Source organism: Actinomadura sp. 6N118, from assembly GCF_044326415.1.
Classification (GTDB): domain Bacteria; phylum Actinomycetota; class Actinomycetes; order Streptosporangiales; family Streptosporangiaceae; genus Spirillospora.
In genome coordinates, this window is sequence record NZ_JBIRAZ010000004.1 from 551,236 (window position 1) to 564,245 (window position 13,010).

Annotated in this window: 14 protein-coding genes; 8 read left to right on the top strand and 6 right to left on the bottom strand. The window is 70.6% G+C overall.

Going from position 1 to position 13,010, the window contains the following annotated elements:
• The first annotated feature begins 70 nt into the window (after window positions 1-70).
• Window positions 71-709 (top strand): TetR/AcrR family transcriptional regulator, encoded by a 639-nt coding sequence (locus ACH34W_RS13330; RefSeq protein ID WP_395961120.1) that lies wholly within the window; start codon window positions 71-73, stop codon window positions 707-709.
• A gap of 21 nt (window positions 710-730) precedes the next feature.
• Here the strand turns inward: ACH34W_RS13330 and ACH34W_RS13335 are convergent, their stop codons facing one another.
• The gene (locus ACH34W_RS13335; protein WP_395961121.1) at window positions 731-1,645 is read right to left on the bottom strand and encodes an oxidoreductase; all 915 of its coding nucleotides are present in this window, start codon (window positions 1,643-1,645) and stop codon (window positions 731-733) included.
• An 80-nt stretch (window positions 1,646-1,725) separates the two neighbouring features.
• Between ACH34W_RS13335 and ACH34W_RS13340 the strand changes: the two genes are divergently transcribed.
• Entirely contained in the window at window positions 1,726-2,325 is a 600-nt protein-coding gene (locus ACH34W_RS13340; RefSeq protein WP_395961122.1) for a TetR/AcrR family transcriptional regulator, read from the top strand.
• 41 nt (window positions 2,326-2,366) lie between these two features.
• On the opposite strand, the gene ACH34W_RS13345 is transcribed toward ACH34W_RS13340, so the two are convergent.
• The gene (locus ACH34W_RS13345; RefSeq protein WP_395961123.1) at window positions 2,367-3,404 is read right to left on the bottom strand and encodes a zinc-dependent alcohol dehydrogenase family protein; all 1,038 of its coding nucleotides are present in this window, start codon (window positions 3,402-3,404) and stop codon (window positions 2,367-2,369) included.
• Window positions 3,401-4,648 carry an MFS transporter gene (locus ACH34W_RS13350; protein WP_395961124.1) on the bottom strand — a complete coding sequence of 416 codons (1,248 nt, stop codon included), beginning with the start codon at window positions 4,646-4,648 and terminating at the stop codon, window positions 3,401-3,403. The genes ACH34W_RS13345 and ACH34W_RS13350 overlap by 4 nt, the downstream gene beginning before the upstream one ends.
• Before the next feature lie 184 nt (window positions 4,649-4,832).
• On the opposite strand from ACH34W_RS13350, the gene ACH34W_RS13355 reads away from it, so the two are divergent.
• Window positions 4,833-5,426, top strand: a complete 594-nt coding sequence (locus ACH34W_RS13355; RefSeq protein ID WP_395961125.1) for an AAA family ATPase — start codon at window positions 4,833-4,835, stop codon at window positions 5,424-5,426.
• Between the two features lie 58 nt (window positions 5,427-5,484).
• On the opposite strand, the gene ACH34W_RS13360 is transcribed toward ACH34W_RS13355, so the two are convergent.
• On the bottom strand, window positions 5,485-6,738 hold the full coding sequence (locus ACH34W_RS13360) for a hypothetical protein (protein WP_395961126.1): 1,254 nt from the start codon (window positions 6,736-6,738) through the stop codon (window positions 5,485-5,487).
• Window positions 6,739-6,969: 231 nt separating this feature from the next.
• On the opposite strand from ACH34W_RS13360, the gene ACH34W_RS13365 reads away from it, so the two are divergent.
• The 3 genes from ACH34W_RS13365 (at window position 6,970) to ACH34W_RS13375 (ending at window position 9,595) form a co-directional block, all read left to right on the top strand.
• Window positions 6,970-8,055, top strand: a complete 1,086-nt coding sequence (locus ACH34W_RS13365) for an S-(hydroxymethyl)mycothiol dehydrogenase (RefSeq protein WP_395961127.1) — start codon at window positions 6,970-6,972, stop codon at window positions 8,053-8,055.
• On the top strand, window positions 8,055-8,690 hold the full coding sequence (locus tag ACH34W_RS13370) for an MBL fold metallo-hydrolase (RefSeq protein ID WP_395961128.1): 636 nt from the start codon (window positions 8,055-8,057) through the stop codon (window positions 8,688-8,690). The genes ACH34W_RS13365 and ACH34W_RS13370 overlap by 1 nt, the downstream gene beginning before the upstream one ends.
• Before the next feature lie 119 nt (window positions 8,691-8,809).
• Window positions 8,810-9,595, top strand: a complete 786-nt coding sequence (locus ACH34W_RS13375; protein ID WP_395961129.1) for a hypothetical protein — start codon at window positions 8,810-8,812, stop codon at window positions 9,593-9,595.
• A 44-nt stretch (window positions 9,596-9,639) separates the two neighbouring features.
• On the opposite strand, the gene ACH34W_RS13380 is transcribed toward ACH34W_RS13375, so the two are convergent.
• Entirely contained in the window at window positions 9,640-11,223 is a 1,584-nt protein-coding gene (locus tag ACH34W_RS13380; protein WP_395961130.1) for an adenylate/guanylate cyclase domain-containing protein, read from the bottom strand.
• A 180-nt stretch (window positions 11,224-11,403) separates the two neighbouring features.
• Here ACH34W_RS13380 and ACH34W_RS13385 point away from each other — a divergent pair, with 180 nt between their 5' ends.
• Window positions 11,404-11,736, top strand: a complete 333-nt coding sequence (locus tag ACH34W_RS13385) for an SPW repeat protein (RefSeq protein ID WP_395961131.1) — start codon at window positions 11,404-11,406, stop codon at window positions 11,734-11,736.
• 70 nt (window positions 11,737-11,806) lie between these two features.
• Entirely contained in the window at window positions 11,807-12,382 is a 576-nt protein-coding gene (locus tag ACH34W_RS13390; RefSeq protein ID WP_395961132.1) for a TetR/AcrR family transcriptional regulator, read from the top strand.
• A 65-nt stretch (window positions 12,383-12,447) separates the two neighbouring features.
• Here ACH34W_RS13390 and ACH34W_RS13395 read toward each other — a convergent pair whose 3' ends face one another.
• Window positions 12,448-12,942 (bottom strand): winged helix-turn-helix transcriptional regulator, encoded by a 495-nt coding sequence (locus ACH34W_RS13395; RefSeq protein WP_395961133.1) that lies wholly within the window; start codon window positions 12,940-12,942, stop codon window positions 12,448-12,450.
• Window positions 12,943-13,010 lie beyond the last annotated feature (68 nt).

Consider the following 13,010-nt stretch of genomic DNA (forward strand, 5'->3'; position numbering starts at 1 on the left):
ATCTTCTTGCATCACGAGGGACTTCAGTATGCAAGAACCCTCTTGCGCGGGCAATGGCTACTTTTCTCAGGTGGCATCCCCTACGCGCGAGCGCATCCTCGACGCGACCCTGGCGCTGGTCCAGGAACGCGGTTTCGGCGGCACCACGGTCACGGACATCGAGGAGCTCGCCGGCCTCTCCCCCGGCAGCGGCAGCTTCTACCGCCACTTCCGCTCCAAGGAGGAGGCGGTGCGCGAGGTGTACGAACGCGAGCTGGAACGTGCGCAGCAGTACCGCGAGACGTTCGAACGCGGCCCCGTCGACGACCCGCCGCAGGACCTCACCCGCCGCATCGCCCAGCAGCTGGACTACATGGAGCAGATCAAGCCGCTGATCACCCTGCTGGCCCGCGAACACGGCAGGTTCCCCGACCTGGAGGCGAAGATCGGCCGGTCCCTCCTCGACCAGGGCATCGCCGAGGAAGCCGACCATCTCACCCGGGACCTGCACGACCAGCCCGCCCACGGCGACGCCCGCGACCTCCTGGCCGTCGTCATCTCGGCGATAACCGGCTACCACCTGGCCAGGACGTTCTTCGGCCGCTCCCCCGCCGACGTCACCCCGGAACGTTTCGCCGCCACCCTGGCCGACCTGATCATCACGGCCACCCTCGAACACCCGGACACCCCGAACGACCACCCGGACGCCCCAAGCGACGAGACCCCATAGCGGCCGGGGCCGGGGCTGGGCTCAGCCGCCGGCCGCCGCAGCCAGCTTGGGGAATGTGACGCCGGTCAGTTCCTCTGAGACGGTCCACAGGCGCCGGGCGGACGCCGGGTCGCTGGCCGCCACCGAGCGGCCGACCAGGGTCGGGGCGCCGCGCACCTCGCCCAAGCCGGCGGGGCCGACGTAGCTGGCGCCGGGCAGGTCCTGGACGGCGGCATACAAGGTCGGGAGCGCACCCGCCCGGTTGTCCTGGGCGATGAACCTGTTGCCGATCCGCGCGAGGAGGCGCCGGATGGCACTGGCGTCGTGCCCCTGGAGATTGGTGGCGGCCCAGCCTGGATGTGCGGCCGTCGCGCGTGCGGGCGAGCCCGCTTCGGTGAGCCGCCGCTGAAGCTCCAGCGTGAAAAGCAGATTGGCCAGCTTGGACTGGCCGTAGGCCTTGAGGGGCGTGTATTCGCCGGCCAAGTCGAGATTGTCGAAGTGGATGCGGCTGCCCGGCATGCGGTGGGCGCCGGACGACACGGTCACCACGCGGTCGGTGACGTGCGGCAGCAGCAGGTTGGTCAGGGCGAAATGACCCAGGTGATTGGTGCCGAGCTGCATCTCGAAGCCGTCCGTGGTCATGGTCCGCGGGACGTTCATGACACCGGCGTTGTTGATGAGCAGGTCCAGATCGCCACGCCAGCCGGCGGCGAACTCGCGGACGGAGGCAAGGTCGGCCAGGTCGAGCCGGCGCACCTCCACACTGCCCCGCACGGTCGCCGCGGCCGCCTCGCCGCGCTTGGGATCCCGCACGGCGAGCACGACATGGGCGCCAGCGCCGGCCAGCGCCTCGACGGTGGCGATGCCGAGCCCGCTGTTGGCGCCGGTGACGACGGCGGTGCGACCTGACTGGTCGGGGATGTCGGTGACGTTCCACTTGCTGGATGAGTTGGCCATGACCCCAATGTAGGCACCGACAACAATGATGTCAATGACAACAATGTAGACAGCGATCACATCTCGGTACACTGGCGGCCATGCCGACCCGTCCACGCCGCTACCACCACGGAGACCTGCGCGCCGCGCTGCTGACCCGCGCCGAGGAGACGCTCAGGGAAAAGGGGCCGACCGCCCTCTCGTTGCGCGAGCTCGCCCGCGACCTGGGCGTCAGCCATGCCGCGCCGAGCCGCCACTTCAAGGACAAGCAGGCCCTGCTGGACGCGCTGGCCCTGGCCGGCTTCGAGCGGCTGGGAGAGATCATGACGGCGTCCCAAGAAGGGGTCGGAGAGTCGTTCGCCGAACGGCTGGACGCCATAGTCCGCGCCTATGTGGGATTCGCCACGGCCAACGCCGCCCTGCTGGACCTGATGTATTCGGTCAAGCACGATCCGGAGGCATCGGAGGCGCTGAGCGCCTCCGTCCAGCGATGGTCCACGCACATCGTCGAGCTGATCGCCGAGGGCCAGCGCCGCGGCGAGATTCGAGAGGGGCCGGTGGAACGCATCGGCCTGCCGGTCTTCACGACCCTGCACGGCTACGCCGAACTGGCGATGAGCGGGATGCTCCCACCAGAGGCGACCGAGCACGGACTGGACGACGTGATCGCGTACATCCTGCGGGGAAGTGCGCCCGACTAGGGCTAGACGAGTGCCGGACTGGTGCTGGACGAGGGCGTGTCTTAGGGGACGATCATCGTGACGCCTGGGGTGTTCATCGCGGCCAGGGCTGCGGGGGCCTCGCCTAGTCCGATCGTGCGGCTCACCAGGAGGTCGGGGCGGAGGGTGCCCGCCTGCACCATCGCCATCATCGGGCCGTAGGCGTGGGCCGCCATCCCATGGCTGCCCAGGATCTCCAGTTCCTGAGCGATGACCAGCTCCATAGGGAGATCGGCGCGCCCGGCGGCCGGCGGGAGCAGTCCCACCTGGACGTGCCGGCCACGGCGGCGGAGGCCTGCGATCGACGCGCGGGCGGTGGCCGGGCTGCCCAGGGCGTCCAGCGAGACCTGTACGCCGCCCCCGCTGATGTCGCGAATTGCTGTCGGCACGTCGTCGGAGGCGTCATCCGAGGTGTCGACAATGGCGGCGGCACCGAGGCCGGCGGCCAGCTCCAGTGCGGCCGCCGAGATGTCCACCGCGATGACCCGGGCGCCAATGGCCGCCGCGATCATCACCGCCGACAGGCCGAGGCCACCGCATCCGTGGACGGCGACCCACTCCCCCGGCGCGACGCGGCCCTGGACGGTGACCGCTCGGAACGCGGTGGCGAACCGGCATCCCAGGCCCGCCGCCGTCGTGAAGTCCATCTCATCCGGCATCCCGACGAGGTTGACGTCGGCGTTCTCGATCACGACGTAGTCCGCGAAGGAACCCCAGTGCGTGAAGCCCGGCTGGGTCTGGTTCTCGCAGACCTGCTGGTCGCCGTTCAGGCATGACCGGCAGCGCCCGCACGCACAGACGAACGGCACCGTCACCCGGGCGCCGGGCTTCCACCCGGTGACGCCCGGGCCCAGCTCGGCCACGGTCCCGGCGAGCTCGTGCCCGGGCACGTGCGGGAAGATCTGGATGTCCGCGTCATGGCCCTGCCACCCGTGCCAGTCGCTGCGGCACAGGCCGGTCGCCTCGATACGGATCACCACCCCGCCGGGCGGAGCCACAGGGTCCGGCGCCTCGCGGACTTCGAGAGGCGCACCGAACGCCTCGTACATCACGGCCTTCATCCGCCCTCCTCACGTGATCGGTCTGAGCCTATTCGGCCATCGGCCCTGCGCAGGGCCACGGCGGTGACCAGGGTGACCAGGAGGCCGCCCGTTCCGGCGGCGATGAAGGCGGTGCGCGGGCTGGTGAGGTCGAGCAGCAGGCCGCCGCCCAGATAGGAGAGCGCGGCGGCGACGCCGACGGCGCCGTAGAGGGAGCCGAAGATACGGCCGAGCAGTGGGGCGGGGACGTTGCGCTGGATGAGGGTATTGGTGGCGACGTCCATCGCGGCAAGGCCGATGCCGCGGGTGGCCTGGACAGCGAAGGCGGCGCCCACCGCCCAGGCGAAGCCGGTGAGGAGGTTGCCCGCGCTGCTGATCGCGAAGCCCGCCAGGAGGAGTACGGGGAGGGCCAGGCGAGGGCGGGCGAGCAGGGCGTAGCCCGCGAAGAGGCCGAGGCCGACGGCGGCGAGAAGGAGCCCGACGGCCGCGTCGCCGCCGTCGAGGGTGTCCTTGGCCAAGAAGACGAGCGCGACGTCGTCGATCCCGTTGCAGGCCACCACGGCGATGAAGCCGAGGCCGATGGCCCGCAGCAGCGGGGTGGCCACGATGTGCCGGAGCCCGGCGATCGCGTCGTTCAGGATCGTCGTGGGCTCGTCCGGTACGGATGGCCGGGCGGCGGGTAGGAACGCGAGTAGGGCGGCGGAGAGAAGGAAACTCGCCGCGTCGATCAGCAGGACGCCGCGTACGTCGAGGAAGGGCAGCAGCAGGGCGGCGAGGAGCGGCCCGAGCGCCTCGCCGCCGTTCGTGCCGAAGCCGATCGCCGCGTTCGCCCCCTCAAGGTCACGGTCGCGGACGAGGGCGGGCACGACGGCGCGCGATGCGGGCTGGAAGATATGCCCGGCGATCGACCGGAGCGCGACCAGGGCGAGGATCAGCGGCAGCGGGAACACGGTGATGCCGAGCGCGATCACCGCGATCAGGGCGGCCTGCGCCAGCTCAGAGACGATCATGACCCGCCGCAGCTCGAACCGGTCGGCGATCACGCCGGTCAGCGGGCCGAGCAGGGCGGGCGCGAAGTCGCCGACGAGCAGCAGGAGCGCCACCGCGAGCGCCTGGCCGGTGGTGTCGGCCACATAGACCATCAGGGCCACGAGGCTGAGCGAGTCGCCGAGGAAGGAGATCGCGCGGGCGGTCCAGAGCCGGCGGAACGGCGGTACGGAACGGACAAGGCGCAGCGCGCCCATGCCCTCCTCGTCGGTGACCATGAAAGGGAGTTTTCCGCATGTTGGGACGTCCGTGTCGGTGATCTCCGATACGGTGGCGCATTCCCCGCCGGAACCCCCGGCGCCGGGTGTTCGTTTTCTCACCACCGCCGACCCTCGGGGGCCGAGACCAGGAGAGACAATCCGCGAACTCAACGAAAGGGCCATATCCGCGCAGGTCACAGAGTTGCACTATCCGCCCGGATCGCTGGTGCTCGTCGCCGGGCTGCCCGGCGCGGGGAAGAGCACCCTGCTCGACCGGCTGTACGGCCTGCGGGGCGATGAGACGCTGCCGGTGATCTCCGGCGACACCCGAGTGATCGACTCACGGCAGTCCCGTAACTGGTGGGCTCGCTTCCTCGGCCCCCTGCCACACCGGGCCCGCGTCCCCTTGGTGCAGGCCAGCCATGTCTGGCGGATCGCCCGGGCGATGTCCCAGGGCCACGCCGTCGTCGCGCACACCCGCGGCACCTGGCCTCATATCCTGCGCGGCTTCGCCTGGATGGCACGGCGGCGCGGCGGCGAGGTGCATCTGATCCTGCTCGACGTGGACGCGCGCACCGCACGCGAAGGCCAGGTCGCCCGGGGCCGGGTCGTCACGACCACGGTCTTCGCGCGGCACGTCCGCCGCTGGCGGCCGTTGATGGAACGTGCCCGCAGCGGGCATGTCCCACCGGCCGACGGCGTCACGGTGCTGGACCGTGACGCCGCCGACCGTCTCAAGGCCATTCGCTTCGACGAGATCCCGGATGCCGAGGGGCCTGCTCCGGAAGCCCTCTGAAGCGGCTGAGCCGGTTACTTCAGAGCTGGTTTCTTCAAGCTGGCTACTTCAGAGCTGGTTACTTCGAGAGCCCGCTGAACCAGCGGACGACGCGGGCGGTCCCCGCCACATTGGCGCCCAGGTGCCGGGAGTCGTCGTAGGCGTGGTCGCCGAGGTCCACAACCGGCACGTTCACCCCGCGGGCGCTCAGTGAGATCCGGCAGTTATCGGTGTTGAGCGTCGAGGCCTGCTCGTCCTTACTGACCTTGTAGAGCCGCATCGGGACGCGCGGTGTCCAGGCCTTGCACACCTCGCCGTCCACGTCCAGCGCCCGGGCGAACGAGCCGCCCGGCTTGCGCAGGAGCTCGAACCCGCGCGGCGTGAGCAGCTTGTCGATCGTGTCGGGCAGACCCTGGATCATCTCCTGCCCGGGGGTGGTGCTGTCGAAGTACTTCTCGACCTTGCTCGCGTACGGCTCCTGGAAGACCTCGGCAGGCCTCTTGTAGAGGCCGTGCTGACGGTTCCAGGCGGTGAGGAGGTACGAGGTGTACGCCACCGTCATCTTCGGGTGCAGCTCGCCGCGGAGCATGGCGGGGATCTGGGCGCCCTTGAAGTCGTATCCGCCCGCGATCGGAGCGACCGCCCGCACACGGAACCACGGGTCCTGTCCCTCCTGCAGCGCCCGCGCAAGCCCCAGGGCCGCCGAAGCCCCCTGAGAGAACCCGGTCGCGAGCACCTGACGTTCCAGCGTCCGGCCCGTACGCGGCACGAACTGCTTGGCGGCGCGCAACATGTCCAGCGAGGCAGTCGTCTCGGACGGCACGTCCTTCCACGGGTGCACGCCGGGGCCGAGCCCAAGGCCGAGGTAGTCAGGCACGACAGCGGCAAATCCGGCGGCTGCAAAAGTCACGCCGGGTGCAGGGCCCCAAACCTCCTGGTCAATGGAGGGTGCATCGGGCTTGTAGCTCGTGGTGCCGTGGCCGTACGAGACGGTCCGCAGCTTCCGGGAGTCATTTCGGGGCAACACGAGGAGGCCGCTGGCGGTCGTCATCCGGTTGCGGGTGTCAACGGTGCGGAAGACCAACCTGAACGTGTCCACTCCATAGCGGACGGCCTTGGCGTCGAATCCGTCGCTGGCCAGCCACGTGCGCGTCCCCTGTGCAGTCATGCCCCGGAGGTATTCGGCGGAGACGAGCTCACCCCTGGCGGGTGCGGTCGCGGCCGGCTGGGCGCCGGCGGAGTCCGAAGCGGAATCTGAGGCGGCGGCCACGGCGCCGCCCGTCAGCGCGACACCGGTGGTGGCGATCAGCGCGGTGGCGGTGAAGCGGGTCATGGGGTGGGCCATGTCGGTCCCTCTCAAGGCGTCGTGTCGATGTGCCTCAAGCGTGTTGCACGGCACACCGGACCCGCATCGCCCGCCCTGGTGATCTAGTTCGTGCTACCTGAGAGCGAGGCGTTCCCGACCCGCCAATGTTGATCGAGATATTCCCATTTTGGAACGGTCCCGAGGGCATCGGTCGGTAGGGTCTGGGGGCATGGTCCGAGTAAGAGGACGGGAGCGGCAATGGCGCAGCAGGTACGCGGAGTCATCGCACCGGGCAAGGGCGAACCGGTGCGGATCGAGACCATCACGATTCCCGATCCCGGGCCGGGCGAGGCCGTCGTACAGGTCCAGGCCTGCGGGGTCTGTCACACGGACCTGCACTACCGGGAGGGCGGCATCAACGACGAGTTCCCGTTCCTGCTCGGGCACGAGGCCGCCGGGATCGTCGAGTCGGTGGGCGCGGGCGTCACCGAGGTGGAGCCCGGCGACTTCGTGATCCTCAACTGGCGGGCGGTGTGCGGGCAGTGCCGGGCTTGCACGCGCGGACGTCCCTGGTACTGCTTCAACACCCACAACGCCAAGCAGAAGATGACGCTGGCCGACGGCACCGAACTCTCCCCCGCGCTGGGCATCGGCTCGTTCGCCGACAAGACCCTGGTGGCCGCCGGGCAGTGCACCAAGGTCGACGCGGCCGCCTCACCCGCCGCCGCCGGGCTGCTGGGCTGCGGCGTCATGGCCGGGATCGGCGCCGCCATCAACACCGGCAACGTGGGTCGCGGCGACAGCGTGGCGGTCATCGGCTGCGGCGGGGTCGGTTCGGCCGCCGTCCTCGGCGCCCGTCTCGCCGGCGCGGCGAAGATCATCGCCATCGACCTGGACGAGCGCAAGCTCGCCGCCGCCTCCGGACTGGGCGCCACGCACACCGTCAACGCCAAGGACACCGATGTCGCCGCGGCCGTCCAGGAGCTGACCGGCGGCTTCGGCGCCGACGTCGTCATCGAGGCGGTCGGCCGCCCGGAGACCTACAGGCAGGCCTTCTACGCCCGCGACCTGGCCGGCACGGTCGTGCTCGTCGGTGTGCCCACGCCCGAGATGAAGCTGGAGCTGCCACTGCTCGACGTCTTCGGCCGCGGCGGCTCGCTCAAGTCCTCCTGGTACGGCGACTGCCTGCCCAGCCGCGACTTCCCCATGCTCATCGACCTCTACCTGCAAGGGCGCCTCGACCTGGACGCGTTCGTGTCCGAGACGATCCCGCTGGACGGCGTCGAGGCCGCCTTCGACAAGATGCACCACGGCGACGTGCTGCGCTCGGTGGTGGTCCTCTGATGGCGTCGAACGCGCGCATCGACCATCTCGTCACGTCCGGCACGTTCTCCCTGGACGGCGGCACGTGGGAGGTCGACAACAACGTCTGGATCGTCGGCGACGACACCGAGGCGATCGTCATCGACGCCGCGCACGACGCCGACGCCATCGCGGCGGCGGTGGGCGACCGGGAGCTGCTGGCGATCGTCTCCACCCACGGCCACGACGACCACATCGACGCGGCGCCCGCACTCGCGGCCCGCACCGGGGCGCCGGTGCTCCTGCACCCCGACGACCTCATGCTCTGGAAACAGCGGCATCCCGAACTGAGCCCCAACGGCGAGCTCGCCGACGGCCAGGTCATCTCGGTCGCAGGAACGGACCTGAGAGTGCTGCACACACCCGGCCACAGTCCGGGGGCGGTGTGCCTCTACGCTCCCGACCTGGGCACGGTCTTCTCCGGCGACACCCTCTTCCAGGGAGGCCCCGGCGCGACCGGCCGGTCGTTCTCCGACTTCCCGACCATCATCACGTCCATCCGGGAACGGCTGCTGAGCCTTCCGGACGAGACCGTGGTCCGCACCGGGCACGGCGACAGCACCACCATCGGCGACGAGGCCCCGCATCTGGAGGAGTGGATTTCACGCGGGCACTGATTCACCCGTAGCGCCATCTCCGGCCGCACCGAACCGGACACATCGGACGCACCGACGGGATAGAGTCCACACTCGGTGCTTCGAGGCCACGGATGTGAGCCGCTGAGACGGGAGATGCGATGCGGGGCAGAGCACGGCCCGTTCCGGCCGCCCTGCTCGCATCGTGTGCCGTCGCCACCGCGGGCTGCGGCTCCGGCTCCTCCGCCTCGGCGGATGCGCCGCCGGTCGCCATCCCGCCCGTGGCCACCGCACAGCCGACGCCGTTGGCGGCGCCCTCGGCGCCCGCTCCGGATCCGCCGCGTGCGAGCGCACCTCCGCGGCCGCTCTCGCCCGGCCCCGGCAGCAAGCCGGTGGGCAAGCCCGGGCGCTGGCGGGTCACGGTCTACTACACGCTGGTCGAACGGTTCCACGGCGGTAAGCCCAAGGCCGTGCGGGGTTGCACCGAGTTCCACTGCAAGTGGGGGAAGACGCCGCTCGGCTCGTACCCCGAAGACTTCATCAAGGCGGTGAAGGTCGAGGGCAGCGGCCGGATCACTGCGGGACCGCAACGCGGGCGCTACCTCAACTGGTCGTCCAGCGTCGGCTGGTGGCTGGACGACACGACTCGCGACTCGGCGGGCAAGCCGCTGCGCCCGTGGAGCACGGCTGCCGCCGACCGGGATGTGCTCGACCGGGGCAGTAAGTTCCTCATCACCGAGTGCGGGAAGAGCGGCGCCGGACGCCGGGTCAAGGCGGCGACCTGCGCGAAGTTCCGTTCCCACGAGTGGACGGTGACCGACGTCTTCCGGCCGGGGTGGGGCGGCGACCACCACGCCGACATCTACATCGGCGAGGAGACCGGCCCGGGCTTCACCAAGTCGCCGTTCTACACCGAGCTCCACGGCGCCACGCTCTACACGCGCTGAACGTTCGGACACACGCTGGGCATTCGGACACGCGTGTTGAGCGTTCAGGATTCCTTGCGCGGCTCGGCCAGGCGCGTCGCGGCGGCCCGGCCCCGGAGGGTGACCTCCTCGCCGAGCCACCACCGCGCGGCCTCGTCGGGGTCGGCCGACTCGACGACCGAGCCGGCGGCGAGAACGCGGCCGGCCGTCGACTTGGCGAGGTCGGTGAGGCGCGCCGCCTCGTTCACGGGGTCGCCGATCACGGTGTACTCGAACCGTTCCTCGGCGCCGATGTGCCCGGCCACGGCCTCCCCCGCCGAGACCCCGACGCCCGCCTCCACGGCGGGCATCTCGGCCCGCAGCCGCTCGGTCAGCTCGCGCGCCGCGGCCAGCGCCCGGGTGCCCGCGCCGTCCAGATCCAGCGGCGCGCCGAAGATCGCCAGAGCGGCGTCGCCCTCGAACTTGTTGATCCACCCGCCATGGCGTCCGATCACCTCGACCACCACGGCGAAGAAGTCGTTGAGCAGCTTGACCACCTCGGTGGGCGGCCGGTCGGCGGCCAGCCGGGTGGAACCGACGATGTCCACGAAGATCACCGCGACCTCGCGCAGCTCGCCGCCGAGGTCGATGCCGCGTTCCAGCGCGACCCTCGCGACGTCCTCCCCCACCTGCCGGCCGAAGAGATCCTGGAGCCTGGCATGCTCGCGCAGCCCGGACGCCATGTGGTTGAACCCCGCCTGGAGCAGGCCCACCTCGCTGGCGTCGTAGACGGGCACTTCCACATCAAGGTCGCCGCGTTCGACGCGGGCCAGGCCCAGCCGTACTGACTCCACCGGATCGGCGATGGCCCGCGCGGCGCCATAGGTGACGCCGAGGCCGACGACGAGCGCGATGCCGCCGAGAGCCAGGACCGCCAACGCGAAGTCCCGGACGGTCACCTTGGCGATCAGGAACGAGCCGACCGCGAGCACGATCAGGCCGAGAATGGGCACCGCCGTGCCCAGTGCCCAGGCCAGCACGGACCTGGCCACCACACCCGGCAGCCCGGTGTGCTGCGGCATGCCGGTCCGCAGCGCGGTGGTCACCGCCCGCCGTAGCAGGCGCTCGGTGAGCAGGTAGACGACGGTGCACGTGGTCAGGCCGCCCAGCAGGCTCGTCAGGCCGAGCTTGACCGCCAGCAGGCTGTGGAACGGGGCGTTGATGACGACCCAGCCGACCGTGCCGATCCCCCACAGCGTCAGGTGGACGGCCATCAGGCGCAACGGCCCGTACAGCAGCAGGAGGCGCTCACGTTTGTCGGGCGCGCGGTCGGTCTCCACCAGCCGCCGGACGCGCCGGAAGAAGCGTTCGCCCAGCACCAAGCCGACCGGCACGGCCAGGACGACGTACGCGCCGAACACCAGGAAATTGGTCAGGCGCAGGCGGTCCGAGACCAGGTCGTCGGGGTTGGGGACGAGGACGGTGAACAGGAGCACGACCAGGGCGCCGACCAGGTTGGCCAGGCCGGTGGTGACGGTCACCAGCAGCCGGGCACGGCGGACGATCTGGCTGCGCGTGTCGTCGGGACGGCCGTCGAACAGCCTCCACAGTGGGCCGAGCAGGCTTCGCTGCGGGCGTACCGCCGCCGCGTCCACCTCTTCGATCCCCATGAGGGTGCAGATTATCCCGTTATTTCCGATGTTCCGTCCGGGGGCGGGCCGCCGGGGCTTGACGAATCTCACCCCGGCGCCATCAGGGACGACCGTGCCCGGCAGATTGACCGACCGGTCGATCAGGGAATCCCCAAATTGGACAAAGAGGTCCAAACGTGATCCCCCTGGAGGTGGGGCATGGACAAGTTCGCATGGCAGGACGCCGTCACCTTCGTCGCCGGCGTCGCCGCTCTCCTCGCGCCCGAACTGTGGGCGGACGACCGGGGCGAGCAGCCCCTCATGGTGCTCGGCGCGCTGCTGGCCCTCGCCGGCCTGTACGCCCTCCTCGGCGCGGCCGGCCCGTCGGCGTGGACGGCCACCGCGTTCGCGCTGCTGCTCTTCGTCTCCCCGTGGGCGTTCGGCTTCACCGGTGACGACGCTGCAGCCTGGACGGCATGGATCGCCGGCGGCGTCGCGACTATCGTCGGCCTGTGGGGAGCCACCCGGGCACGTGGCGCCGCCACGGCCTGAACGAAGGCCCCGAGGTGGTCCCTGGCGCGTGCGCGCCCGGGGCCACAAGCCTTTTCAGGAGGCGCCGACCATGAGGGCCTCGAAGAACGACGGCGAGGTCGATGCCCGCACCCGCATCCTGGACGCGGCCGAGACCCTGTTCGCCGAGCGCGGCTACGACGCCAGCTCGACGGCGCGCATCGCCAGGCTCGCCCATGTCCCCAAGGGCCTGGTCTTCCACTACTTCCCGCAGAAGATCGACGTCCTGGTCGCCCTGATCGACGAGCGCACGCTCATCGAGGAGCTGCCCGAGGAGGCAGTCGAGGCCCTGCCCGGCGACCCCGCGGGCACGCTCTCCCGGCTGGCGCGCCGCTTCCCGTTGCGCGCCTCCCCGGCGATGCGCCGGATCCTCTTCCGGGAGGCCGACACCCACACGTCCGTCGGCGAACGGCTCGGGCGCCTCAACAGCGAGGTCTTCGGCCGGGCCCGGCGCGCGCTCGAGCTCGCCCTCCCCGGCGCCCGCGGCGACCAGGCCCGCCTGGAGGTCGCCGCCGCCACGTTCGCCGCCGTCCTCATCTACCAGGAGAACCTCTCCCAGCTCACCGGCCAGGCCGTGGACCCCGACGCCGTCGCCGACCTCATCGCCCGCGCGCTGGGCGCCACCTGACGCACATCCGCCAAGGTCAGGAGGCGAATCCGGGCAGAGCCGAATCCATTCAGGGCCGAATCCAATCAGGGGCGGATCGGTTCGAGCATGCGGTGCGGCTCGCGGAGGAGCTTGCTGACCGGATCGTCCCGCCGCTCGGATCCCGCCCCGGGACGCAGCTCCACGTCGTCGGGGGCGACGAGCGTGGTGCATGACGGGCAGCGGCCGTCGGGGTCGATGCGGGTGCCGCAGGCCGCGTGGAAGAAGAGGCGGTACGGAAGCGAGCCGTGCAGCTGCTCGCCCCAGCGGCCGAGGGTGTGGACGACCGGCCACAGGCCCTGACCACGGGGGGTCATGACGTACTCGTGGCCCTGCTTGTCGAGGACCCCCGCCTCGACGAGTTTCTGGAGGCGGTCGGAGAGCACCGCCTTGGGCACGTCCAGGTGGGCGCGGAAGTCGCTGAAGCGGCGGACACCGTAGAACGCGTCCCGGACGATCAGGAGCGTCCAGCGCTCCCCGACGACCTCCAGTGCCCGGGCCAGCGAGCAGTCCTGCGAGGTGTAGTCCTTGCCGAGTGCCATGCCGCAAGACTACCCGCCCTCCAGTTCAATCACTGAACCACGATGTGTTAACGTCCGACCGTGGGTTC